We start from the raw sequence: 23,351 nt of genomic DNA on the forward strand, positions 1-23,351 counted from the left end.
CGTTCATCGTTTTTACTGCGAGCTCAAAGATCTAGCTTCCGGGCAAGACTACCTAAACCCTAGCGCGAGGTACAGGCGCCCGTTGGAATAGCCGATTCATTCAATGCCGCAACCAGGGCATCGAACGCCGCGGCGGCCGGTGCCGGCCGGCCGCGAACGCCGAATTCGATCCGGCGCCGGCCGTCGGCGGCGGGCAGACAGGCCACACGAACCGCCGGATGCGCATCCATCACCGCCTGCATAAGATCGATCAGCGCGCTTTCGGGCGTATCGAACACTTCGACCAGATATTCAACATCGCGCTCGGCATCGTGCAGATGGGCGTAATGCGTATCCAGCACCCAGGCCACCATCGGCCACGCCATGCGCGGAAAACCGGGCACGAAATGATGATCGCCCAGGCTGAAGCCGGGCACCTGGTTGATCGGGTTCGGAATCACTTCGGACCCGGCTGGCCATTCGACCATGTGGATACGGTTCGGGTAGGCCTCGTTACCGAACCTTGTCTCGAGTATGTCGCGGCCCGCCGCGTTGATTTCGAGCGCGCGACCGGCCGCACGCGCGGCGCACTGCCGGGTACGGTCGTCGGGCGTGGCGCCGATGCCGCCAAAGCTGAAAACGATATCGTCGGCGCCCATGGTCTCGGCCAGCGTACGCTCGAGAAGCGTCGCATCGTCGCCCACCAGGCGCGCCCAGGCCAGTTCGAGCCCGCGCTCGTGCAGCATCTCGATGACGGCGGGCATGTGCTTGTCCTGGCGCTTGCCCGAGAGCAACTCGTCGCCGATCAGAATAATGCCGATATGAGGGTTATCCGCGCCCGTCGTCATGAACCGTCCTCGTCGTGAGCGGCGTCAACGGCTCATCAGCCCGACCGAGCGCTCGCCCTGTGCACACCGAATCGCCGCCGCCGCCGGGCGTCGAAGCCCGGCGGCGGCGGCGTGGAAGGCTGCGGATCAACCGCCGGCCGATTCCTGGGTCGCGGCTTTTTCCAGCATCGGCTTCAGTTCGCCGGACTGGAACAGGTCCATCACGATATCCGAACCGCCGACCAGTTCGCCGTTGACGAACAGCTGCGGGATCGTCGGCCAGTTCGAGTACACCTTCACGCCCTGGCGATAGATCTGTTCGTCGTCGAATACGTTGACGGCCTTGAACGGCACGCCGCAGGCCTTGATTGCCTCGGCGCTGCGCGCCGAGAAGCCACATTGCGGAAAGTCCGGCGTCCCCTTCATGTAAAGCACGATCGGGTTGCCCTCGACTTCCTGCTTGATGACTTCCATAGCTTTCGCGCTCATTGGCCCTACCTCGATGTCGGGTTAGATGTGAATGCATTATAACTGGGGTGTAAACGGCTTCCGATCAAGACCGTGCGACCCCGATCCGCGGCGCGCGCCGCGTACCGCGCCGAGGGCGCAACCGAGACCCGGCCTGCGGCCCGATCGCCCGTACGGTCGGCGTGTGCGCGCCCGGGGCGCGCGCCGCCTTTGAAATACAAGGCGTAATCCTTATATAAGGGAGTGACGTTGATTCATTCATGACAACAAGGACACCGTCATGGCATTTGAACTGCCCGATCTGCCCTACGATTATGATGCGCTCGAGCCCTACATCGACGGGCGCACCATGGAGATCCATCACGACAAGCACCACAATGCTTATCTGACCAAGTTCCAGAAAGCCATCGATGGCACGCCGCTGGCGGACCAGGATCTGGAGACGATCCTGGCCAACGCGGGCCAGCACGGTGCCGCCGTACGCAACCAGGGCGGTGGTTATCTCAACCACATCATCTTCTGGGAAACGATGTCGCCCAACGGCGGCGGCAAGCCAACCGGCAAACTGGCCGAGGCGATCGACAAGAGCTTCGGTTCGTTCGATGACTTCAAGGAGAAGTTCACCGGCGAGGCGACCGGACTGTTCGGTTCCGGCTTCGTGTGGCTGGTCCCGGCCGGCGGCGATCAGCTCAAGATCGTGCCGACGCCCAACCAGGACAACCCGATCATGGACGTGGTTGCGGAATCCGGTAAGCCGATCATGGGTCTGGACGTGTGGGAGCATGCCTTCTACCTGAAGTACCAGAACCGCAAGCCGGAGTACGTGGAAGCCTGGTGGAACGTCGTCGACTGGGACGGCATCGCCAAGAAGTTCGAGGCGGCCAGCTAAGCACGCTCGGCGCCAAGCCCGACTCGGGGCCCCGTCGCATTGCGGCGGGGTCCTTTTTATTGGAGGATTGCGCGTCTGCCCGCCGAAAGTATCAGGGCGCGCGCGCCCGCGCGGCGTGCATGATGCTTTGGCTTTCCATTCATCCACGATCCCCATTCATTCATGAGTTCGCGACATTTCCTCAGCCTGGACGATCTGGGCACTGCCGGTATCGAAGATCTGATCGAACGCGCCATCGAGCGCAAGCGCCGCGCGCCGTCCGACCGCCCGCTGATCGGCAAGAGTCTGGCGATGGTGTTCGAAAAGGCCTCCACCCGCACCCGCGTTTCGTTCGAGGCGGCCATGACACGGCTCGGCGGCCACGCCATCTTCCTGTCGCCGGGCGATACCCAGATCGGGCGCGGCGAACCGGTGGAGGACACCGCACGCGTGCTGTCGGGCATGTGCGACGCCATCATGATCCGCAACCACTCACATGCGGTGCTGGAACAGTTCGCCGCCTATTCCAAGGCCCCGGTGATCAACGGCCTGACCGATCGCCTGCATCCCTGTCAATTGCTGGCCGACCTGCAGACCTACGTCGAGCATCGCGGCTCGATCCGCGGCGCGAAGGTGGCCTGGATCGGCGATGGCAACAACATGTGCCACTCGTATATCAACGCCGCCCGCCTGATGGGTTTCTCGCTGCGCATCGCGGCCCCCGAAGGCTATCGTCCGGACGCACTCATGCTGCGTGACGCGGGCGCGGCGGTAACCGTGTGCGAACAGGCCCAGGAAGCGGTGGACGGCGCCAATCTCGTGGTCACGGATGTCTGGGCCAGCATGGGCGATGAGGACGATCGCGAAACCCGCCTCGCGGACTTCGCCAACTATCAGGTCAATCGCGCGCTCATGAGCTGGGCCGCGGATGATGCCCTGTTCATGCATTGCCTGCCGGCTCACCGCGGTGAGGAAGTCAGCGCCGAAGTAATCGACGGGCCCGCCAGCGTGGTCTGGGACGAGGCAGAAAACCGCCTGCATGCCCAGACGGCACTGCTGCTCAAATTGCTCGACGTCGCGTAACGCGCACGCCGCCCGGCCGGGACATCTCGAGGCCCGCGCCGGGCCGCCTGGCGGCGCCGGATCAGGCGCCGGGCACCGCCAGCACCAGCGAGTAATCGCCCGCGCCGTACTCGAAGTGTTCCGCCTCGCGCAGCCCGGCACGCGCCAGCAGGGACGCGATGTCGTCGCGCGAGAACTTGCGGCTGATTTCAGTGAGAATCGACTCCCCGGCAGCCATGTCGAAGCGCCGGCCGAGCGCCTGCAGATGCACCCGGTGCGGCCGTTCGGCGATCAGCCGCATCTCGATCCGCGACAACGGCCGGTTGAACACGGCCTGGTGCCGATAGAGATCCAGCGATATATCACCGCCCAGCGTCCGGTTGAGGACGTTGAGCACGTTCTTGTTGAACGCGGCCGTGTAACCGGCGGCATCGTCGTACGCCGCCTCGAGCACGGCGACGTCCTTGACCCGATCCAGGCCGATCAGCAGCGCGTCACCCGGGCCCATCAGCGCGACGATCTCGGCCAGGAACGCATCCGCCTGGGCCGGCTCGAAGTTGCCGAGGGTTCCGCCGAGAAACACGAACAGACGCCGCGCCGCATCGGCCGGTAACGGCAGGTGGGCCAGCCCGGCGGTGTAATCGCCGCTCATGGCCTCGACATGCAGCCATTCATAGTCCCCGATCAACTGCTCGGCCGAGTCGATCATGATCTGCGTGCTGACCTCGAACGGCCAGTAACACGGGTGCACGCCCAGCGCATCGCACGCGGCGAGCAGGCATCGCGTCTTGCGCGCGCTGCCACTGCCGAGCTCGATGATATGCGCCGGCCGCATGCGCTCGATCACGCGCCGGGACTCGGCCGCGAGCAACGCGGCTTCGGCGCGCGTCGGGTAATACTCGGGGGTGTCGCAGATCGCCTCGAACAGCTGCGAACCGCGCGCGTCGTAGAAATACTTCGGCGGCAGCCAGCGCGGCCGCTCCATCAACCCTGCCCGGGCATCCTCGGCCAGACCGGGCATGCGACGCAGGGGCGCCACGCGGTGATGGACCAGCCGCGTGGACAGAACATCTCGACTCATGAAACAGGCGATGTAATGGCAGGCTTCGAGGTTATCATGGGTCGACCCATCCACCGTTGCCGCTGCCATGTGCCGAATCGCCGCCTATCTCGGCCCGCCCTGTTCGCTGCGCCAATTCCTCGACGCCACGCCGCATAGCCTGGCGCGTCAGTCGTGGGACGCACGCGAGATGGCCAGCGCCACCGTCAATGCCGACGGCTGGGGGGTCGGTTGGTATGCCGATGACGGCCAGCCCGCGGTCTACCGGCATACGTTGCCGATCTGGGCCGATGGCAACGTCGATGCACTGGCGCGCAGTCTGCGCCGGGGGGCATGGGTGGGCAACGTCAGAAGCGCCACGCCGGGCCTCGGCACCGATCACGCCAATACCCAGCCCTTTGCCGGCGACGGCCTCCTGTTCGCCCACAACGGCTATATCCAGAACTTCGCCGCCACTCTGCGCGCGCGGGTGCGCGCGGAACTCGCGCCGGCCATTGAACAGACCATCAATGGGAACACCGATTCAGAATACCTGTTTGCCCTGGTACGCCAGCAGAACGGGGCGCTGGCCGAGCGCCTGGCACAGGCGTTGCGCCGGGTTCACGAATGGCTGGACGGGCACGGGGAACTGAAAGCGCTTCTCAACATGATTTTAACCGACGGCCGGGAGATCGTCGCCGTACGCAGCGCATTCAACACCGCCGCGCCATCGCTGTATGTCCATCGCGCATGGCACGGTGGCAGCGTGATCGCCTCCGAAGCTTTCGACGACGATGCCGGCTGGCAAGCTGTCGTTCCGGAACACGTTGTTACGCTCGGGCCCTGACTTGCTGAACGGACTCGCATCATGACTGCGCAACCCTGCTCGCGTCTGGCCGCACTGCGGCGCGCATCGCAGGCCATGCTGGAGGGCCGCGACGAGGCGACGCTGCGGCGCCAGCCTCACCCCGACCTCAGCCCGCTGCTGTGGCACGTGGGCCATGTGTTTTTCGCGGAGAATTACTGGTTGGCCGAGCATATATTCGGGGATCGTTCGATCACCACGCCTTGGTGCGGGCTGTATTTCCCCGAGGAATGCGCCAAGCACACACGGGGGGCACGCCTGCCCGGACCGCGCGCCATGCGCGAATGGACCGATGAAGTCACCATCGTGAACGACCATTACTGGCAACGCGCCGCCGAGTCCGGCCATGAATTGTTACAACAGGGCTATCTGCAGGCCTTTCTGCGCCAGCACTACGCCCAGCACCTGGAAACCATGCGCCTGGCCGCCGCCCAGCTCGATCTCGAAGCGGGCCTGGACACGGCGACGCTGCGGACCGCGGCACCGGCACGCGACCGGCGTGTGCCGGTGCCCGCACAACGACTCCGCCTGGGCACGCCCGGCGTCGCCGCCTACGACAACGAAAAACCGGTCCACGAACGCGAGATCGCGGCTTTCGACATCGCCAGCCGCCCGGTAAGCAACGCCGAGTGGCTGGGCTTCATGCAGGACGGCGGCTACGATCGCCACGAGCTCTGGGACGACGACGGGTGGCGCTGGCGCTGCACCGCGGGCATCGATCATCCCCAGCACTGGCGCGCCGCGGACGACGGCTGGCGCATTGCCGGACACGATGGGAGCCAGCCCATCGGCGACGCGCCGGTACACGGCATCGGCTGGTACGAAGCGCGGGCATTCGCACGCCATGCCGGCGCCCGCCTGCCCGCCGAGCACGAGTGGGAAGCCGCCGCGCGCACGGTACCGCTCGATGCGACCGGCCAGGTCTGGGAATGGTGCGACAGCGCATTCAAGCCGTATCCCGGCTTCAGGGCGTTTCCCTACGACGGTTATTCCAAACCCTGGTTCGACCGCCATCATTACGTCACGCGTGGCGCGAGTGTTCATACCGAGGCCGATATCAGGCGGCCCGGTTTCCGCAACTTCTACCCGCCGACGCACCGCCATATCTTTGCCGGGCTGCGTCTGGCCTGGTGACAACCGCCACGTGCCGCCGCGCCTGGGCACCACGGCCGAGTGATCGCCGCGCGCCGGCCGCCTTGGCCTGCCGCGCCCGCTCAGGCGGCGGTGTAACGCGCCAGCCCCGCTGCCATATCGTCGATGAGATCGGCGATGTCCTCGAGCCCGGCGTGGATGCGCAGCAGCGGGCCCGGCGCCTGCCAGTGCGTGGCCGTGCGCGAGGCGGCCGGCGTCACCGGCAACACAAGGCTTTCGTAACCGCCCCAGGATGCCCCCAGACCGTAATAAGCCAGCCCGTCGATGAGCGCGGCCAGCCGCTGACGGTCCGCCGGTATCAGCTCGATCGCGAACAGCCCGCAGGCACCGGTGAAATCGCGTTGCCAGAGGTGGTGCTGCGGATGATCGGCCCGGGCCGGATGCAGCACGCGGGCCACCGCCGGCTGCTCGGCGAGCCAGTTCGCCAGCGCCAGACCGTTGGCTTCGTGGACCGGCAAACGCTGGCCGAGTGTGCGCAGCCCGCGCGCGCCGAGATAGACATCGTCCGGGCCGGCACAGTAGCCGAGCGCGATGGAGGTATGCCGCACCGCCCGGTAATACTCGGCATCGCGGCAATTCACGACGCCGAGCATGGCATCCGAGTGACCGACGATGTATTTCGTCGCCGCGTGCACCGACAGGTCGATACCGTGGGCGAAGGCATCGAAATAAATCGGCGTGCCCCAGGTATTGTCGGCAATCACGCAGGCACCCCGCGCGCGCGCCACGGCCGCGAGCGCCGGTACGTCCGAAATCTCGAAGGTCAGCGAACCGGGCGCTTCGACAAACAGCGCGCGCGTGTTGTCGCGAAAGCATGCGGCCAGCGCTTCGGCCGAAATCAACGGATCCACGTACTCGGTTTCGATGCCGAGCCGGGCGAGCAGGCCGTCGCAAAGCTTGCGCGTCGGACCATAGACGTTATCGGCCACGAGCAGATGATCGCCGGCCGCCACCACCGAAAGCAGCGCGGTCGCGATCGCCGCCAGGCCGGAGCATGTGCTCACGGCGCCGTGCGCCCCCTCGAGCTCGGCCACGGCCTGTTCGAACGCGAACTGCGTGGGCGTACCCAGTCGGCCATAGTGCACACCCGCGAACGGGTCGGCCTGCGAGGCATCGAACGCGGCCAGGTTGTCGAACAACACCGTGGATGCGTGATAAACGGGCGTGTTGACCATGCCGTAGTGCGCGGCGGGCCGACGCCCGGCGTGAACGAGACGCGTGGCTTGTTTCATGAGTCGCCTGTCGATGTACCAACCACTGAGGATAGGCATAACGAGCGCGCCTGGCCACGCTGCATCCGGCGGCAAGCCGTTATAATCGCGCGTCGATCCGTTCGTACAGACCGTGTTGCAGCATTTCGTCGAACATTACCTCCTCTGGCTGATCGAGGCCGTCCTGGCGGCCTGGCCGCGCCGTCGTCCGGCGCGCGCGCAGCTCGAACGCAGCATGATCGTCGCCCATCGCGGGGCGCGTGACGGCGTGCACATCAAGGAAAATACGCTCGCTGCCTTCGATCTCGCGGTGCAGGCCGGCGTCGGTGCGATCGAGTTCGATGTCCGCTATACCGCCGACGACGAACCCGTGGTCGTGCATGATGCCGATCTGTCGCGTGTATTCGGGCGTCCCGAGCGCATCGACGTACTCACCTGGCCCGCGCTGCGCGCTTGTGCCCCCGAGCTGCCGCATCTTGCCGAGATCGTCGAGCGCTATGGCGATCGGACCCATCTGATGATCGAATTGAAGACGCGCGGCTCGACCCGGGCCGAAACCCGAATGCGCGAACACCTTGCCGGACTCACGGCCGGCGACGATTATCACGTCCTCGCGCTCGACCCCGCCCTGTTCGACGCGGTGGCGGAGCTGCCGGCCAATGCACGCGTACCGGTGGCCAAAAGCAACTGGCGGGCGATTCGCGCCTGGAGCCGCCGGCACGACTGCGGCGGGATCGCCGGTCCGTATCTGTTCATTCGACGCACCGACATTCGTGACAGCCAACGACACGACCGCCTGATCGGCAGCGGCTTCGTCAGCCGGCGCGGCCTGCTCGAACGCGAAATCGGCCGTGGCATCCCCTGGATATTCACCAACCAGCCCGTGACGCTCCAGAGTATGCTGGAACAGGCGCGGGCCCGTAGCCGCCGGATGTGATCCCGGGGCCCCAGGCCCCTAGGGCAGATGGCCACGCTCGGGCGGTGCCTCGAAATCCAGCGCCGGGCCCACCGGGACGATACCTGTCGGATTGATACCCGGATGGCTGCGGTAGTAGTGCTGTTTGATGTGCTGCATGTTCACGGTGTCCGCGACGCCCGGAACCTGGTACAACTCGCGCAGATAGCCGGCCAGATGCGGATAGTCCGCGATCCGCTGACGGTTGCACTTGAAATGACTGTAGTAGACGGCATCGAAACGCACGAGCGTGACGAACAGGCGCCAGTCGGCCTCGGTTACTTGCCCGCCCACCAGATAGCGCTGTCCGCCCAGACGCGTGTCGAGCCAGTCCAGCGTCTCGAAGACCGCGTCAAACGCCTGTTCGTACGCAGCCTGCGTGGTCGCGAACCCGGCCTTGTACACACCGTTGTTGACGTCGTGATAGACCCGTTCGTTGACCGCGTCGATCTCGGCCCGCAGCGCTTCGGGATAGTAGTCGCGATCCGGGTGCTCGGCCAGCGCGTCGAAGGCCGAATTGAACATGCGCACGATATCGGCCGATTCGTTCGACACGATGGTCTCGTGCACCGTATCCCAGAGCGTGGGCGTGGTCACGCGCCCGGTATAGTCGGGCGCGGCCTTCTGGTAAAGCTGGTGCAGGTAATCGAGTCCGTAAAGCGGATCCGGAATGGCGCCCGCTACATCCGAGAACTGCCAGCCGTATTCACCCATGTAGGGATCGACGATCGATAGGCCGATCACCTTCTCGAGGCCTTTCAGCCGGCGCAGTATCAAGGCCCGGTGTGCCCACGGGCAGGCCAGGGACACGTACAGGTGATACCGCCCGGCCTGCGGCGTGAAAGCGCTGTTCTCGTTCGAATCGATCCAGTTGCGAAAGCCGGCGGACTCGCGAACGAAACGGCCGGCGTTCGAATCGGTGTCATACCACTGGTCGTGCCAGTGGCCATCGATGAGCAATCCCATAGACTAACGTGCCTTCAAAGCATTGCGCGCCCTGGCGGCGCCATTGAGTGTATCGGCGGATTGTATCCGGCAGAAGCAGCGCGCATACAGGCCATGCGGGTCGCTCAGGCTGCGCAGGAAATTCACGGCATCGGTATGGGCCGGCGCGGCCAGCCACGACGGCAGCAACGATGCGGTGATGTGGCTGCTCAGCAACTGCTGCACGGCGGCGCGCCAGTCCGTCGGCGGCTGCATGGACTGAAGCTTGTAATGCGCCGGGTTAAGTCCGGCGAGCTTCGCCGCGGCCGCCTCCGCCTGGGTGACATCGCCCAGTTTATCGACCAGGCCGATCCGCTTGGCGCCGGCCCCGCTCCACACGCGCCCCTGGGCGATCTTGTCGACGGCATCGGTCGACATGTCGCGTGCCTGCGCCACGTGGCCGATGAACTGGTGGTAGCCGCGCTCGACGCCGGCCTGGAGTATCGTTTTGACCGGCTCGGACAACGGTTTGTCCAGCCGCATCGCACCGGCCAGCCTGGTTGTGCCCACGCCGTCGGTATGAATGCCAAGCTTGTTCAGTGGCTTGGAGAACGTCGGCACGATCGCGAAGATACCGATCGAACCCGTGATCGTAGACGGCTCGGCCCAGATCTGGTTGGCATTCATCGAAATCCAGTAGCCGCCCGAGGCCGCCATGCCCGCCATGGACACCACCACCGGCTTGCCAGCCTGACGGAACGCCACTACCGAGCGCCGTATCCGCTCGGCTGCGGTCACCGAACCGCCCGGCGAATTGACCCGCAGCACAAGGCCGGCCACGTGGTCGTCGCGGCGCGCGGTGTCGATCAGCCGCGATATGGTCTCACCGCCCGCCGAACCGGGCACGCTTTGGCCATTGACGATATCGCCGGAGACCGTGACCACGGCCAGCCTGGACTCGTTCGCGCTCGTATGGCCGTGGGTATCGGCCAGGTAATCGTCCTGGTTCACCTGATTGAAACTGCCGCTGGCCGGGTCCCGCCCCACCTTGGCGATCAACGGTTTATGCAAATCGTGCAGCGTACTGATCGCATCCACCAGACCGGCCTTGCGGGCCAGCGCCGCGGCATTGCCGTGGTTGGCCACGAGATTCGAGGCATAGTTGGCGATGTATTGATCGATATCCGCGGGTGTGATGCCGCGATCGGCGGTCACCGTCTTTTTGTACGTACCCCAAAGCGAGTCCATCCACTTGCGGTTGTCGGCCCGGGCGGCCGGCGACATGTCGTTGCGCGTATAGGGCTCCACGTAGGATTTGTACTTGCCGACGCGAAACACGTTGACGGTCACGCCGAGCTTGTCGAGCGCGTCCTTGTAATAGGTCCGATAGGCGCCGTAGCCCGTCAGCAGCACGTAACCGAGCGGGTCGACGTAGATCCTGTCGGCATGACTGGCCAGCTCGTACTGGGTTTCGTCGTACGCATCGGACCAGGCGATCACCGGCTTGCCCGACTTCTTGAAGCGATCGATGGCGGCAATCAGATCCTGCAACTGGCCGGGTGCGGCACCGCCCAGATCGTCCAGCTTGAGCAGGACTTCCTTGATCCGGTCATCGTGCCGGGCGCGGTCGAGCGCAGTGATCAGACGCCGCACCACCGAGGGCTTACCCTGATCCGACAGGGCGCTCTGCACCAGACCGCCGACCCCGCTTTCCTGTTCCACCAGGTTGCCCACCGGATCGACCACGAGCACCGCCTGGCTCGGCACCGGCGGCGCCGGGTGATGCAGGACCAGGTAGATCGACACCGGAATCGCGATGAGAATCAACAGGAAGATCAGCGAATAGATCAGCGCGAGCGTGCGCCAGAGTCCCCCGACCAGGCGCCGGAAAAAAGACGGTTTGCCAGCCACAGCGTCTCCCATGAGACCGACGCGATGCGCGCGGTCGTAAAGCCAGTTCGTATTCCTGTCGCGAGCCGCCAGTGTAGCGACCCAACACGGGCCGCGCGACTTGAATCCGCCCGATACGTGCCGCAGTTTAGCGGCATTCACCCGACATCCGATCTGACATCATGAGCCACACCGATGCCACGCATCACCGCCTGATCATCCTGGGCTCCGGCCCGGCCGGCTACACGGCCGCCATCTACGCCGCGCGGGCCAATCTGGAACCGGTCATGATCACCGGCATCGAGCAGGGCGGACAGTTGATGACCACCACGGATGTCGACAACTGGCCGGGCGACGTCGAGGGCCTGCAGGGCCCCGGTCTGATGGCGCGCATGAAACAGCACGCCGAGCGCTTCGACACGCGCATGATCCACGACCAGATCCACACCACCGATCTGTCGGCCCCGCCGTACCGGCTGGCGGGCGACTCGGGTGTTTACACCTGCGATGCGTTGATCATCGCCACCGGGGCGACCGCTCGCTATCTCGGCCTCGAATCCGAGAGCCAATTCATGGGTCGTGGCATCTCGGCCTGTGCCACCTGCGACGGCTTCTTCTATCGCAACAAGAACGTGGCCGTGGTCGGCGGCGGCAACACCGCGCTCGAGGAAGCCCTGTATCTGTCGAATCTGGCCGCGCACGTGACCATCGTGCACCGGCGCGACAAGTTCCGCGGCGAGAAGATCCTGGCCGACAAGCTGTTCGACAAGGCCGCCAACGGCAACGTGAGCATCATCTGGGACCACGAACTCGACGAAGTCCTGGGCGACGAAATGGGCGTGACCGGCGGTCGTTTCCGCCACGCGAAAACCGGCGCAACACAGGAACTGTCGGTCGATGGCATCTTCATCGCGATCGGCCATAAGCCCAATACCGATATCTTTGTCGACCAGTTGGATATGGAAGGCGGTTACATCAAGGTGCAGAGCGGTACTCAGGGCAATGCCACGGCCACCAGCAAGCCCGGTGTCTTTGCGGCCGGCGATGTCATGGATCACGTCTATCGTCAGGCGGTGACCTCGGCCGGGACCGGCTGCATGGCCGCACTCGACGCCGAGAAGTATCTCGACGCCCTGCTCGCGGATGAAACCCCGCGCGAAGCCCATGTCGAAAGCCAGGTCGCCCATCGCGCACTCTGATCGGGGCGCGGGCCGCCGGCGCGCTACGGCGCGTCTGGCCGCTGGCCCGCGCTTGCGGCATCATGAGCGGTCATGAAATACCGATGCCCTCTCACTCGCGCCCGTGCGGGCGCCGGCCTGGCGCTGGTTTGTGCGGCCACACTGTCGGCCTGCACCGCGGGCCCGCAATCGGAAAGTGTCCAGCAGACGCTTGCACAGACCACGCCCGCACGCCGCAGCGTGGCCGCGGTCGCGCTGGCACAGGTCGGCGACCGCTACGCCCGGCACATGGCCGGCCCGAGCCAGTTCGACGACAGCGGCCTCGCCTACTACGCGTACCGCCGGAACGGGCGGGCACTGCCGCGTAGTCTCGCCGATCAGCTCGATGCCGGCCAACCGATCCCGCTGGCGCAGGCCCAACCCGGCGACCTCGTCTTCTTCCGCACCGACAGCAAGGACGGACGCGGGCGCATGACCGTGGGCGTGGTGGTCGACCCGAACGTGGCCGTCATCGCCGTGCCCGGCCCATCGGCCCAGGGGGGCGGCGTGCGCCGGATCAAGCTGGACGGTCGGTACTGGTCACAGCGCCTGGTGGGCGTGTCGCGCATCCTGCCGAAGAACCGCAACACCTCGTCATAGCCGTGGCTCGACCGCTCCGGCGCGGATAATCCTTGTACCGGAATCGAACGAAAAAAGGCGTCTCGAAAGACGCCTTTTTTTCCACCGGCCGCGGATACGGCGGGCGAGGCTACAGCTTTTCGCGGATACGCGCCGACTTGCCGCTGCGCTGGCGCAGGAAGTACAGCTTGGCACGGCGCACGTCGCCACGACGCAGCACCTTGATCTCGGCGATACCCGGCGAAAAGGTCTGGAACACGCGCTCCACCCCTTCGCCGTGCGATACCTTGCGCACTGTGAAGGCCGAGTTCAGGCCACGGTTGCGCTTGGCGATCACCACGCCCTCGAAGGCCTGCAGGCGCTCGCGATCGCCTTCGACCACGCGCACCTGGACAACCACGGTATCACCGGCGGAGAAATCCGGGATGTTCTTGCCGCTTTGCTGCTCGGCGTCCAATTCGTCGATGATGTTGCTCATGGCCTGCCTCTGAAATCGTAGGTTGTCAGCCGTGGGTGGGCGTTCAAAGTCGGCGGATTATACCGGAAAGAACGCGGCTTTGGGGACCCCTGGCCGGAATTATTTGGGGTTTTTCATGATCGCGGCGTGCGCTCGGCATATTCGCCGATGAACTCGGCCAACAGCGTCTGCTGGCGCGGGTCCAGCTCGATACCGTCGAGCAGGTCCGGACGTCGCAGCCAGGTCCGGCCGAGAGCCTGCTTCTCTCGCCATCGTGCGATTTTCGCATGATCGCCCGATAACAGCACGTCCGGAACCGAATCGCCGGCATCGCCGGGCGGCCGGGTGTAATGCGGATGATCGAGGATGGTGTCGGCGAACGAATCCTGGGCCGCCGAACGCGCGTCACCGAGGACGCCGTCGACCAGCCGGGCCACGGCGTCGATGATCATCATCGCCGGCAGCTCGCCGCCCGAGAGCACGACGTCGCCGGCCGAGATTTCCGCATCCACGTAACGATCGATGAACCGCTGATCGATGCCTTCATAGCGCCCGCACAGCAGAACAAAGCCGGAGCCTTCGGCCAGGTGTTCCGCCCAGCGCTGATCGAAGCGTTCGCCCTGCGGCGACATGAGCAGCACCGGCACCGGCCGCGCGTCGCCACGCCGGTGCGCCACCGCGTCGAGCGTGGCCACCAGCGGCGCGCTCTGCATGACCATGCCCGGCCCCCCGCCGTAGGGGCGGTCATCGACGCGCCGTGTGGGATGGGTCGTGTAGTCGCGTGGATTCCAGGCCGCCAGCGAAAGACGACCTTCGCGCAACCCGCGCCCGACCACACCGTAGCGCTCGATCTCAAGCAGCCATTCGGGAAACAGCGTGATGGCATCGATACGCATGGGCAGGAACTCGGCTGGCGGCATGGGCTTCGCGGATTCGAGTCGGCCACGGCGGCGCGGGCGTCGAGGCCCAGCAGGGCCGGGTCCGCGCCCTTCGCAGGGCGCGTGCTAGAACTCCGGATCCCAATCGACCCGGATCGTCCCGGCATCGAGATCAACCGCGGTGACGAATTCGTCGACGACCAGCGGAATCAGGCGCTCGCGCTCACCGCGGACCACCAGCACATCGTTGGCGCCGGTTTCCATCATCGCCGTCACGCGCCCGAGCGGAACACCGTCCACGGTGACCACACTCAGGCCGACAAGATCGAACCAGTAATACGCGCCGGGTTCGGGATCGGGCATATCACCACGATCGACGGCGATATCGAGCTCGAGCAGTTCGACCGCGGCATCGCGGTCGGCCAACGCTTCACCGTCGGCATCGGCGAGCTGGGCTACGAGCGTCTTGCCCTGCACCCGCCCCTCGACCAGCCGGTAGCCGCGCCGATCGGCCTCGGGCCCGATCCACCAACGCTCGTAGTCGAGGATCGACTCGGCCGGGCGGGTGTAGGAATAAACCTTGATCCAGCCGCGAACGCCGAACAGACCATTCACACGGCCGAGTACGACAGGGCGATGCGGCGCCGTACCGGCCATGGTCAAGACTTAGCTTGAAGCCTGCCCGTCCTGCGACGCCGTTTCGCCTTCCGGACCCGCGGCCGACACGTCGCCGGTCGCACCGGCCGGAACGGTCTGCGCCTGGGCTTCCTTGGCCTTGGACTCGGGCGGCGTAACGCGCGGCGCGGCCTCGCCTTCGCCGTGACGGTTGAAGGACTTGACCAGATTGGTCACGCGCTCGGAAAGCTGCGCGCCCTGGCCTTTCCAGTATTCGATGCGCTCGATATCCAGACGCAGCGGGACTTCGCCACCGACCGCAACCGGGTTGAAGAAACCGAGGCGCTCGATGTAGCGACCGTCGCGTGCGTTGGCCTTGTGCGTGGCCACGATGTGATAGAAGGGCTTCTTCTTCGCGCCCGAGCGTGCTAGCCGGATTTTGACCATAGCCGTTTTATCGCCGTTGAGAATTCGTGTGCGCACGGCGGATTCGTCCGCGCGCGGTTTGAAGGACGCGCATTGTACGTCAATACGCGCAAAATGGAAGCCTGCGGCAACCGAAAACTACCGGGTCAGCGCCCCATGCCGCCCATGCCCGGCGGCAGACCGGGGCCGCCACCGCCCATGCCCTGCATGGCGCGCATCATTTTCTTCATGCCGCCGCCCTTCATTTTCTTCATCATCTTGCGCATCTGCGTGTGCTGCTTGAGCAGGCGGTTGATGTCCTGGACCTGGGTGCCGGAGCCGGCCGCGATGCGGCGCTTGCGCGAGGCCTTGATCACGTCCGGAAAGGATTTCTCCTGCTTGGTCATGGAGTCGACGATCGCCAGCATGCGCTTGACCTGGGTCTCGTCGGCGGCCGCGGCCATGCCCTTGGGCATCTGCGCGCCGCCGGGCATCTTTTCCATCAAAGCGCCGATGCCGCCCATCTCCTGCATCTGGCGCAACTGATCGGCCAGATCGTCGAGATCGAAGCCCTTGCCCTTCTTGAGCTTCCTGGCGAGTTTCTCGGCCTTGTCGCGATCGACCTTCTGCTCGGCTTCCTCGACCAGCGACAGCACGTCGCCCATGCCGAGGATGCGCGAAGCGATACGATCAGGGTGGAAGGGTTCGAGTGCGTCGAGCTTCTCGCCGGTACCCAGGAACTTGATCGGTTTGCCGGTAATCTGGCGCACCGACAGGGCCGCGCCACCGCGGGCGTCGCCATCGACCTTGGTCAGCACCACGCCGGTCAGCGGCAGGGCATCGCCAAAGGCCTTGGCCGTGTTGGCCGCGTCCTGGCCGGTCATCGAGTCGACGACGAACAGCGTCTCGACCGGGTCGAGCGTGTCGTGCAGCGCGCGCACCTCGGCCATCATCTTTTCGTCGATGCCCAGGCGCCCGGCCGTATCGACGATCAGGACGTCGTAAAAACCCTTGCGCGCCGCATCGAGCGCTGATTTCGCGATCTTGACCGGCTTGTCGCTCGACGAACTGGGATGGAAATCCACGCCGACATCCGAGGCCACGCGTTCGAGCTGGTCGATGGCCGCCGGCCGATACACGTCGGCCGACACCACCAGCACGGATTTCTTCTCGCGCTGCTTGAGATAGCGCGACAGCTTGCCCACCGACGTCGTCTTGCCCGAGCCCTGCAGGCCGGCCATGAGCACGACCGCTGGCGGCCTGGTCTTGAGATTGAGCGACTCGTTGGCTTCGCCGAGCAGATTCGTGAGCTCGTCGCGCACGATCTTGACCAGGGCCTGGCCCGGCGTGAGGCTGGTCATCACCTCGGAGCCGACCGCGCGCGCACGGATGTCCTCGACGAACTGCTTGACCACCGGCAGCGCGACATCGGCTTCGAGCAACGCCATGCGCACTTCGCGCAGGGTGGCCTTGATGTTGTCCTCGGTCAGCCGGCCGCGGCCCGACAGCGTCTTGAGACTGCGATTGAGGCGATCACTTAGAGAGTCGAACATGGCAACGCGTCTTCGGTGTAATACAGCGACCAGTATAACGGTCGTGGGAAGCCTGGCGTGAGCCCGCGGGCGATCCGACGCCGCGGCGAGACGCGCCACCGGGCCGGCAAGCCCGCCGCGGGTGGTGCTGGCAGGGGCGCTGCGCGCGGGTACGCGCCGCGGTGCGCCCGCACCCGACCGGCCCCGCCTGCGCCCCCGATGCCGCGAACGTCAGCAGCCCGCGCCGGAAATACGGCAGAATACGACGCATGAGATTACCCTCACCCCTCCCCCGATGACATTCGTCGTCATCGAAGTGCTGCTTGCCGCGGCCGCCTATGCCGCCGCGACCTACGCCGTCTACCAGCATCATGCGGCGGGCGCGCCTTACCCGCGCGTGACCCTGCTCGCGGGCCTGGGCCTGGTGATGCATGTCATCGCGCTGGTGCACATGACGTTGCATACCGGCGCGATGATCATCGGCGTGGGCTCCGCGCTGTCATTGTTCGCCTGGCAGGCCGCGCTGCTGCTTTGGCTGTTCTCGCTCAAGCGCTCGATCGGTGCCCTGGGGCTGGTGATGTATCCGGTGGCCGGCCTGTGCGCGATCGCCGGCCTGCTCGTGCCGGACCCGAACGGCGCCCATGAGCCGCTGAGCTGGCCGCTGCAAATCCATATCGTGCTGTCCATGCTGGCCTACGGCCTGCTCACACTGGGCGCGGTACAGGCGGCGGTGCTGTCGCTGCAGCATCGCCAGCTGCGCCAGCATCCGCCGTCGGGGCTTTTTACCACGCTGCCGCCATTGCAGACGATGGAGACGCTGCTGTTCCGCCTGATCGGCGCGGGCTTTTTCATGCTCAGCCTGGCAATCGCCACGGGCGCGCTGTTCATCAGCCACCTGTTCGAACAGCACCTGGCGCACAAGGCGGTGCTGTCGGTCGCGGCCTGGCTGGTGTTCGCCATTCTGCTGTTCGGGCGCTGGCGTTACGGCTGGCGCGGGCGGGTCGCGGTACGCGGCGTGATGATCGGTTATGTGGTGCTGGTGCTGGCGTATTTCGGCAGCAAGTTGGTGCTCGAGCTGATTCTGGGCGAACATTGGTGGTAGCTGTCGCGTACGAGCCGCCCGGCCCCTTCATTTGATCACGAGCCCGTAGCTGTTGGACGCAATCCCCCTGTGGGTGCTATTCGGCATCCTCATCCTGATGCTGGTTCTGTCGGCATTCTTCTCCGGCTCCGAAACCGGGCTGATGACCGTCAATCGCTATCGCATGAAACACATGGCCAAGAGTGGCCATGGCGGCGCCAGGCGCGCGGCCGAAATGCTGGAAGCGCCGGACAAGCTGATCGGGCTCATTCTGCTCGGCAACAACCTGGTCAACATCATCGCCTCGTCGCTGGCGACGGTGATCGGCATCCGCCTGTACGGTGATTTCGGCGTGGTCTTGTCGACCATCGCGCTGACCATCGTGGTCCTGGTGTTCTCCGAGGTCACGCCCAAGACCTTGTCGGCGCTGTATCCGGAGCGCATCGCCTATCCGGCGGCCTATGTCTACAAGCCGCTGCTCAAGGTGCTCTGGCCGCTGGTCTATCTGTTCAACTCGGCCGGGCGCGGCGTGCTCCGGCTGTTGCGCGTCTCGCCGGAAGACGCCGCCGGACACTCGCTGTCGTCGGAAGAGCTGCGCACCGTGGTCACCGAAGCCGGCGCCATGATTCCGCGCCGACACCAGAAGATGCTGCTGTCGATCCTCGACATGGAGAATGCCACCGTCGAGGACATCATGGTGCCGCGCAACGAGATCATTGGCATCGACATCAGCAAGCCCTGGCCCGAGATCCTGGAACAGCTGGTGCACAACCAGCACACGCGGCTGCCGCTGTTCGACGGCTCGATCGACGAAATCAAGGGCATCGTGCACATGCGTCGCCTGCTGGCACTGATCACGAATGACGAACTGGATCAGGATTCGCTGGTCTCGCTGGCGAGCGCGCCCTACTTCATCCCGGAGAGCACGCCGCTCAACCAGCAGCTGCTCAATTTCCAGAATCAGAAACGCCGGATCGGCTTCGTCGTGGACGAATACGGCGATATCCAGGGCCTGGCCACGCTGGAAGACATTCTCGAGGAGATCGTCGGCGAATTCACCACCGACCCGCTCACGCGTGTGAAAAACGTCACCATGGACGGCGAGAACAGCTATCGGGTCGACGGCACGGTTTCGATCCGCGCGCTCAATCGCGCCCTCGGCTGGAAGCTGCCGGTCGACGGGCCGCGCACGATCAACGGCCTGATCACCGAGCAGACCGAAACCATCCCCACCGCCGGCACCCGCGTGAAGATCGGCAAGTATGTGTTCGAGATCACCGAAACCAGCGCCAACCTGATCCAGACCGTGCGCATCCAGCCGCCGCGCCGCAAGCCACGCCGGACCAAGCCGGCAACGGAGACCGAGGGCGGTAACGCCTGATCCCGAGTCGCGCTCCAAGCCGGCTCGCAAACGAGCGGCTTGGAGCGCGTTTCAAAACTTGAAGACGGGCGCGTCATGTCCGTCGGCTTAGCGAAGCGTCATCCGCCTTGGACGCCACCGACCGTGTGGCGGTGCAGTCGGCCAGGTCAACTTTCAGCCTGCGACGCGGCAGGCACCGTTCTGCTCTCGGGCTTCGCTTAGCGAACAAAATCCGTCCGCAGATCGACGCTGATTCACACCGATGCGGATGTACTTTCCCGGCGTGGCGGATTTGAGGCGCTCATTGCGCCACGGATCGAACTCATACGCCCGAGCGGCTCACCGCCCCATCTGCGTAGATCTGTGTTGATCTGCGGAAAAATGCCTTAAACGCACTCTCGCGGCGTCTCTCGTGACGACACGCCCTGGTATTCCGGCCGAAATGGAGACAATGCGCAGCTCGGGCGAGGTTCAGCCAGTCACGGCCTCGATCGCCTCGCCGAGCCGCGCCACCGGGATCACCTCGAGTTCGCCCACGCGGCGCGAGCGCGGCGCATTGGCCTTGGGCACGATCGCGCGCGTGAACCCGTGTTTGGCGGCTTCACGCAATCGATCCTCGCCGCCCGGCACCGGCCGGATCTCGCCGGCCAGGCCGATCTCGCCGAAGATGATCAGCTTTTCGCCGAGCGCCTTGTCGCGAAAGCTCGAGAGTGCCGCCAGCACCACGGCGAGATCCGCCGCCGTCTCGGTCACCCGCATGCCGCCGACCACGTTGACGAACACGTCCTGATCGCCCAGTGCGATGCCGCCGTGACGATGCAGCACCGCGAGCAGCATCGCCAGACGCTGCGAATCGGGACCGAGCGCCACGCGGCGCGGATTGTGCAGCTGCGAGCCATCCACCAGCGCCTGCACCTCGACCAGCATCGGTCGCGAACCTTCACGCGTGACCATCACCGCGCTGCCCGGCACCGCGGTCTCGTGGCGCGACAGGAAGATCGCGCTGGGATTGGTCACCTGCTTCAGGCCGGCGCCGGACATGGCGAATACACCGAGCTCGTTGACCGCACCAAAGCGATTCTTCACCGCCCGGATGACGCGAAAACGCGACGACGCCTCGGCCTCGAAATACAACACGGTATCGACCATGTGCTCGAGCACGCGCGGCCCGGCAATGGTGCCTTCCTTGGTCACGTGGCCGACGATGATCAGCGCGGTGCCGGTGGCCTTGGCGAAACGCACCAGCATGGACGCCGACTCGCGCACCTGGGACACGCTGCCCGGCGCCGACGACAAGGCCTGGGAAAACACTGTCTGGATCGAATCGATCACCAACAGGCGCGGCGCCTGCGGCTTGGCCAGCGCCAGCACGCGCTCGACACAGGTCTCGGCCAGCACCGACAGATCCGCATCCGCCACGCCGAGGCGCTGGGCGCGCAATTGGACCTGCTCGAGGGACTCCTCGCCGGTGTCGTAGAGGGCCGGGATATCGGCCGACAGCTGGGCCAGCACCTGGAGCAGCAGCGTGGACTTGCCGATGCCGGGATCGCCGCCGATCAGAATCACCGAACCCGGCACCAGGCCGCCGCCGAGTACGCGATCGAGTTCGGACAGTCCCGTCGGCGTGCGCGGGGTCTCACGCGGCTTGATCGCGTTGAGTTTGTGTACCTGCGGCGTGGTATCGCCGAACGATACCGGCGGCGCGGCCACGCCAGGCCTCGAAGGCGCCGCGGGCACGCTTTCGGTGAGCGTATTCCAGGCACCGCAGTCCGGACACTGGCCGGACCATTTGGGCTGGGTCGAACCGCACTGATCGCAAACGAAAACAGTTTTGCTCTTGGCCATCGGGCGTCGCTCGGGGCTGGTTCGGTCGGGCTCGCGCACCGGCGCGAGCATCAACACAGCGTGGGCAAACGGGCATACTAGGCGCGACAACAACCGGGAGTACAGCGCTCGACCATGGTGGATCGCGAGGATTTCGAATTCGACAGCCGCGGCACAACCTGCCGGGCCTGGTTCTATCCGGCACAGAACGAGTCGATGGAGGCCCCGGCCGGCGTGCCGGCCATCGTCATGGCCCACGGCCTGGGCGGCACCCGCGACGCCGGCCTGGAACCCTACGCCGCCACCTTCGCCAACGCCGGCTTTGCCGTGCTCGTTTTCGACTATCGCTATTTCGGTGCCAGCGGCGGCCGTCCGCGCCAGCTGCTGTCGGTTTCTGCACAGCTGGCCGACTGGGCCGCGGCGATCGCCGCCGTGCGCGAAGTCGCGGGCGTGGACGCCGACCGCGTTGCACTGTGGGGTACGTCGTTCTCCGGCGGCCATGTGATCGCGGCGGGCGCCGCCGACAAACGGGTTGCCGCCATCAGCGCCCAGGGCCCGATGATGGACGGCCGCGCTGCGGTTTTTAACGTGCTGCGCCGCCATGGCCTGCGGCACATGCTGCGCCTGATCGTGGCGGGCCTGCGCGACAGCCTGGCCAATCTCGCCGGCGCCGAGCCTTACCGGATTCCACTGGTGGCGCGCGCGGGCGGGCTGGCGGCCATGGCCACCGAGGATGCCTACGAGGGTTACCGGGCGATTGCCCCGGCGGACTGGCGCAATGAAATGAGTGCCCGCACGCTGCTCACGCTGGCGCTGTATCGGCCCGGCCGCAAGGTCGGCCGTTTGCGTTGCCCCACGCTGATCCAGATCTGTGACCAGGACACGGTGGCACCGCCCGCCGCCGCCACCGCGGCCGCGGCCCGCGGCGGCGACCACATCATCGAGCGCCACTATCGCATCGGCCATTTCGATATCTATCGCGGCGCCGGCTTTCGCCAGTCCAGCAGCGACCAGCTGGCATTCTTCCGGCGCGCGCTGGCAGCGCGCCGCCGCGAAGCCCCGGCCACCGATGCCTGATCAGACGATCTCGACGCTCACACGCGCGGTCAGCCGGCAAAACAATTCGTAGGCAATGGTGCCGGCGGCCGCCGCGACCTCGTCCGCAGGCAGCCCCGGGCCCCAGAGCGTGACGCGCTCGCCCACGCCGGCCTCGGGCACCGCGCGCAGGTCGACCGTGATCATGTCCATCGACACCCGGCCGACCAGCGCCGCCCGCAGCCCGCGCACGAGCACGGGCGTGCCGGACGGGGCATGGCGCGGATAGCCATCGCCGTAGCCGATACCGATCACCCCGACGTCCATGTCCTCCGGCGCTCGCCAGGTGGCACCGTAGCCGATCGGCTCACCCGCCACCACGCGGCGCCGGCTGATGATCGGCGCGGTCAGATGCATGGCCGGCCGCAGGTCGTGATCGGCGGCCGTGGCATCGACCATGGGCGAGCTGCCGTACAGCATGATGCCCGGGCGCACGACGTCGGCATGCGCGGCCGGCCAGGCCAGCACACCAGCGGAATTGGCAATCGAACGCTGGCCGTCGAGTTCGGCCGTGCCGTGGGCGAACGCCGCAAGCTGGCGCTCGGTCATCGGGTTCGACGGGTCATCGGCACAGCCGAGGTGGGTCAGCCAGCCCACGCAACGCACATGGCGCAACGCCCGCAGGTGCGCGGCGACTGCCGCCGCCTCGCCGGGGGCGAAGCCGAGCCGGTGCATGCCGGAGTCCAGCTTGATCCAGACCGACAATACCGGGCCGACATAATCGGCCAACGCCGTCAGATGCGTGCGATCGAAGACCACGGGCCGCACGTCGTGTGCGGCCGCGAGCGCGCAGGCATCGACATCCAGCGGCTGCGATAACGTCATGATCGGCTGGGTGATCCCGCTCCAGCGCAGTTGCATCGCCTCGTCCAGGCTCGACACCGCGAAGCCGTCGGCCGCCGCGAGCGCGTTCGCAACCGTCGTCGCGCCATGACCGTAGCCATCGGCCTTGACCGCGGCGTACACCGCGCGGTCCGGCGCCAGCGCGCGCACGCGTTCCAGGTTATGCGCCAGCGCGGCGCGATCGATGGTCGCCAGCGCCCGCATCAGCCGCCCCCCGATCGGCGC

Annotated in this window: 22 protein-coding genes and 1 pseudogene; 10 read left to right on the forward strand and 13 right to left on the reverse strand. The window is 66.0% G+C overall.

The genetic code is table 11. The annotated features are described in order from the left end of the window. Positions 1–59 precede the first annotated feature (59 nt). Together ACS8Y6_RS09430 and grxD are read right to left on the reverse strand one after the other, a co-directional pair. Positions 60–827: a competence/damage-inducible protein A gene (locus ACS8Y6_RS09430; RefSeq protein ID WP_440850364.1), complete on the reverse strand. Its 768-nt coding sequence runs from the start codon at positions 825–827 to the stop codon at positions 60–62. A gap of 126 nt (positions 828–953) precedes the next feature. After that, the gene (grxD, locus tag ACS8Y6_RS09435) at positions 954–1,295 is read right to left on the reverse strand and encodes a Grx4 family monothiol glutaredoxin (RefSeq protein ID WP_199678848.1); all 342 of its coding nucleotides are present in this window, start codon (positions 1,293–1,295) and stop codon (positions 954–956) included. A gap of 259 nt (positions 1,296–1,554) precedes the next feature. Between grxD and ACS8Y6_RS09440 the strand changes: the two genes are divergently transcribed. Both ACS8Y6_RS09440 and argF read left to right on the forward strand, forming a co-directional pair. Then, the gene (locus ACS8Y6_RS09440; protein ID WP_440850365.1) at positions 1,555–2,163 is read left to right on the forward strand and encodes a superoxide dismutase; all 609 of its coding nucleotides are present in this window, start codon (positions 1,555–1,557) and stop codon (positions 2,161–2,163) included. A gap of 162 nt (positions 2,164–2,325) precedes the next feature. Then, positions 2,326–3,225 (forward strand): ornithine carbamoyltransferase, encoded by a 900-nt coding sequence (argF, locus tag ACS8Y6_RS09445; RefSeq protein WP_440850366.1) that lies wholly within the window; start codon positions 2,326–2,328, stop codon positions 3,223–3,225. Between the two features lie 61 nt (positions 3,226–3,286). On the opposite strand, the gene egtD is transcribed toward argF, so the two are convergent. Beyond that, entirely contained in the window at positions 3,287–4,285 is a 999-nt protein-coding gene (gene egtD / locus ACS8Y6_RS09450) for an L-histidine N(alpha)-methyltransferase (protein ID WP_440850367.1), read from the reverse strand. 67 nt (positions 4,286–4,352) lie between these two features. On the opposite strand from egtD, the gene egtC reads away from it, so the two are divergent. Both egtC and ACS8Y6_RS09460 read left to right on the forward strand, forming a co-directional pair. Further along, positions 4,353–5,090 carry an ergothioneine biosynthesis protein EgtC gene (gene egtC / locus ACS8Y6_RS09455; RefSeq protein WP_440850368.1) on the forward strand — a complete coding sequence of 246 codons (738 nt, stop codon included), beginning with the start codon at positions 4,353–4,355 and terminating at the stop codon, positions 5,088–5,090. 21 nt (positions 5,091–5,111) lie between these two features. Continuing rightward, positions 5,112–6,242, forward strand: a complete 1,131-nt coding sequence (locus ACS8Y6_RS09460; protein ID WP_440850369.1) for an SUMF1/EgtB/PvdO family nonheme iron enzyme — start codon at positions 5,112–5,114, stop codon at positions 6,240–6,242. 80 nt (positions 6,243–6,322) lie between these two features. On the opposite strand, the gene metC is transcribed toward ACS8Y6_RS09460, so the two are convergent. Further along, a complete protein-coding gene (gene metC, locus ACS8Y6_RS09465) occupies positions 6,323–7,492 on the reverse strand; it encodes a cystathionine beta-lyase (protein ID WP_440855445.1) in 1,170 nt (389 codons plus the stop codon). Positions 7,493–7,604: 112 nt separating this feature from the next. On the opposite strand from metC, the gene ACS8Y6_RS09470 reads away from it, so the two are divergent. Next, positions 7,605–8,408, forward strand: coding sequence for a glycerophosphodiester phosphodiesterase (locus tag ACS8Y6_RS09470; RefSeq protein ID WP_440850371.1), 804 nt, complete (start codon positions 7,605–7,607; stop codon positions 8,406–8,408). A gap of 18 nt (positions 8,409–8,426) precedes the next feature. Here the strand turns inward: ACS8Y6_RS09470 and ACS8Y6_RS09475 are convergent, their stop codons facing one another. Then, positions 8,427–9,392 carry a glutathione S-transferase family protein gene (locus ACS8Y6_RS09475; protein ID WP_440850372.1) on the reverse strand — a complete coding sequence of 322 codons (966 nt, stop codon included), beginning with the start codon at positions 9,390–9,392 and terminating at the stop codon, positions 8,427–8,429. Between the two features lie 3 nt (positions 9,393–9,395). Then, positions 9,396–11,261 carry a signal peptide peptidase SppA gene (sppA, locus tag ACS8Y6_RS09480; protein WP_440850373.1) on the reverse strand — a complete coding sequence of 622 codons (1,866 nt, stop codon included), beginning with the start codon at positions 11,259–11,261 and terminating at the stop codon, positions 9,396–9,398. A 161-nt stretch (positions 11,262–11,422) separates the two neighbouring features. On the opposite strand from sppA, the gene trxB reads away from it, so the two are divergent. Then, a complete protein-coding gene (trxB, locus tag ACS8Y6_RS09485; RefSeq protein WP_440850374.1) occupies positions 11,423–12,439 on the forward strand; it encodes a thioredoxin-disulfide reductase in 1,017 nt (338 codons plus the stop codon). Positions 12,440–12,511: 72 nt separating this feature from the next. Continuing rightward, positions 12,512–13,057, forward strand: a complete 546-nt coding sequence (locus ACS8Y6_RS09490; protein WP_440855446.1) for a C40 family peptidase — start codon at positions 12,512–12,514, stop codon at positions 13,055–13,057. 109 nt (positions 13,058–13,166) lie between these two features. Here the strand turns inward: ACS8Y6_RS09490 and rplS are convergent, their stop codons facing one another. The 5 genes and pseudogenes from rplS to ffh all read right to left on the reverse strand — a co-directional run bounded on the left by rplS (position 13,167) and on the right by ffh (position 16,944). Beyond that, the gene (gene rplS, locus ACS8Y6_RS09495) at positions 13,167–13,514 is read right to left on the reverse strand and encodes a 50S ribosomal protein L19 (RefSeq protein ID WP_109994928.1); all 348 of its coding nucleotides are present in this window, start codon (positions 13,512–13,514) and stop codon (positions 13,167–13,169) included. A gap of 113 nt (positions 13,515–13,627) precedes the next feature. Beyond that, on the reverse strand, positions 13,628–14,389 hold the full coding sequence (trmD, locus tag ACS8Y6_RS09500; protein ID WP_440855468.1) for a tRNA (guanosine(37)-N1)-methyltransferase TrmD: 762 nt from the start codon (positions 14,387–14,389) through the stop codon (positions 13,628–13,630). 108 nt (positions 14,390–14,497) lie between these two features. Next, on the reverse strand, positions 14,498–15,028 hold the full coding sequence (gene rimM / locus ACS8Y6_RS09505; protein WP_440850376.1) for a ribosome maturation factor RimM: 531 nt from the start codon (positions 15,026–15,028) through the stop codon (positions 14,498–14,500). 168 nt (positions 15,029–15,196) lie between these two features. Continuing rightward, positions 15,197–15,433: pseudogene (gene rpsP / locus ACS8Y6_RS09510) on the reverse strand (30S ribosomal protein S16); the annotation flags it as partial. 125 nt (positions 15,434–15,558) lie between these two features. Further along, the gene (gene ffh, locus ACS8Y6_RS09515) at positions 15,559–16,944 is read right to left on the reverse strand and encodes a signal recognition particle protein (RefSeq protein ID WP_440855447.1); all 1,386 of its coding nucleotides are present in this window, start codon (positions 16,942–16,944) and stop codon (positions 15,559–15,561) included. A gap of 274 nt (positions 16,945–17,218) precedes the next feature. Here ffh and ACS8Y6_RS09520 point away from each other — a divergent pair, with 274 nt between their 5' ends. Further along, on the forward strand, positions 17,219–18,025 hold the full coding sequence (locus ACS8Y6_RS09520) for a cytochrome C assembly family protein (RefSeq protein ID WP_440850312.1): 807 nt from the start codon (positions 17,219–17,221) through the stop codon (positions 18,023–18,025). A 52-nt stretch (positions 18,026–18,077) separates the two neighbouring features. After that, positions 18,078–19,385: an HlyC/CorC family transporter gene (locus ACS8Y6_RS09525; protein WP_440850311.1), complete on the forward strand. Its 1,308-nt coding sequence runs from the start codon at positions 18,078–18,080 to the stop codon at positions 19,383–19,385. Positions 19,386–19,835: 450 nt separating this feature from the next. Here ACS8Y6_RS09525 and radA read toward each other — a convergent pair whose 3' ends face one another. Then, the gene (radA, locus tag ACS8Y6_RS09530; RefSeq protein ID WP_440850310.1) at positions 19,836–21,209 is read right to left on the reverse strand and encodes a DNA repair protein RadA; all 1,374 of its coding nucleotides are present in this window, start codon (positions 21,207–21,209) and stop codon (positions 19,836–19,838) included. Positions 21,210–21,323: 114 nt separating this feature from the next. On the opposite strand from radA, the gene ACS8Y6_RS09535 reads away from it, so the two are divergent. Continuing rightward, the gene (locus ACS8Y6_RS09535) at positions 21,324–22,265 is read left to right on the forward strand and encodes an alpha/beta hydrolase (protein ID WP_440850309.1); all 942 of its coding nucleotides are present in this window, start codon (positions 21,324–21,326) and stop codon (positions 22,263–22,265) included. Here the strand turns inward: ACS8Y6_RS09535 and alr are convergent, their stop codons facing one another. Next, positions 22,266–23,330, reverse strand: coding sequence for an alanine racemase (gene alr / locus ACS8Y6_RS09540; RefSeq protein ID WP_440855448.1), 1,065 nt, complete (start codon positions 23,328–23,330; stop codon positions 22,266–22,268). Between the last annotated feature and the right edge of the window lie 21 nt (positions 23,331–23,351).

Source organism: Salinisphaera sp. RV14 (genome assembly GCF_052044135.1).
In the GTDB taxonomy this organism is placed as follows: Bacteria; Pseudomonadota; Gammaproteobacteria; order Nevskiales; family Salinisphaeraceae; genus Salinisphaera.

Bases quoted from the DNA above. Each gene is read 5' to 3' on its own strand.
- ACS8Y6_RS09430 (WP_440850364.1), bottom strand. From the start codon at position 827: ATGACGACGGGCGCGGATAACCCTCATATCGGCATTATTCTGATCGGC.
- grxD (WP_199678848.1), bottom strand. From the start codon at position 1,295: ATGAGCGCGAAAGCTATGGAAGTCATCAAGCAGGAAGTCGAGGGCAAC.
- ACS8Y6_RS09440 (WP_440850365.1), top strand. From the start codon at position 1,555: ATGGCATTTGAACTGCCCGATCTGCCCTACGATTATGATGCGCTCGAG.
- argF (WP_440850366.1), top strand. From the start codon at position 2,326: ATGAGTTCGCGACATTTCCTCAGCCTGGACGATCTGGGCACTGCCGGT.
- egtD (WP_440850367.1), bottom strand. From the start codon at position 4,285: ATGAGTCGAGATGTTCTGTCCACGCGGCTGGTCCATCACCGCGTGGCG.
- egtC (WP_440850368.1), top strand. From the start codon at position 4,353: ATGTGCCGAATCGCCGCCTATCTCGGCCCGCCCTGTTCGCTGCGCCAA.
- ACS8Y6_RS09460 (WP_440850369.1), top strand. From the start codon at position 5,112: ATGACTGCGCAACCCTGCTCGCGTCTGGCCGCACTGCGGCGCGCATCG.
- metC (WP_440855445.1), bottom strand. From the start codon at position 7,492: ATGAAACAAGCCACGCGTCTCGTTCACGCCGGGCGTCGGCCCGCCGCG.
- ACS8Y6_RS09475 (WP_440850372.1), bottom strand. From the start codon at position 9,392: ATGGGATTGCTCATCGATGGCCACTGGCACGACCAGTGGTATGACACC.
- trxB (WP_440850374.1), top strand. From the start codon at position 11,423: ATGAGCCACACCGATGCCACGCATCACCGCCTGATCATCCTGGGCTCC.
- ACS8Y6_RS09490 (WP_440855446.1), top strand. From the start codon at position 12,512: ATGAAATACCGATGCCCTCTCACTCGCGCCCGTGCGGGCGCCGGCCTG.
- rplS (WP_109994928.1), bottom strand. From the start codon at position 13,514: ATGAGCAACATCATCGACGAATTGGACGCCGAGCAGCAAAGCGGCAAG.
- trmD (WP_440855468.1), bottom strand. From the start codon at position 14,389: ATGCGTATCGATGCCATCACGCTGTTTCCCGAATGGCTGCTTGAGATC.
- rimM (WP_440850376.1), bottom strand. From the start codon at position 15,028: ATGGCCGGTACGGCGCCGCATCGCCCTGTCGTACTCGGCCGTGTGAAT.
- ffh (WP_440855447.1), bottom strand. From the start codon at position 16,944: ATGTTCGACTCTCTAAGTGATCGCCTCAATCGCAGTCTCAAGACGCTG.
- ACS8Y6_RS09520 (WP_440850312.1), top strand. From the start codon at position 17,219: ATGACATTCGTCGTCATCGAAGTGCTGCTTGCCGCGGCCGCCTATGCC.
- radA (WP_440850310.1), bottom strand. From the start codon at position 21,209: ATGGCCAAGAGCAAAACTGTTTTCGTTTGCGATCAGTGCGGTTCGACC.
- ACS8Y6_RS09535 (WP_440850309.1), top strand. From the start codon at position 21,324: ATGGTGGATCGCGAGGATTTCGAATTCGACAGCCGCGGCACAACCTGC.
- alr (WP_440855448.1), bottom strand. From the start codon at position 23,330: ATGCGGGCGCTGGCGACCATCGATCGCGCCGCGCTGGCGCATAACCTG.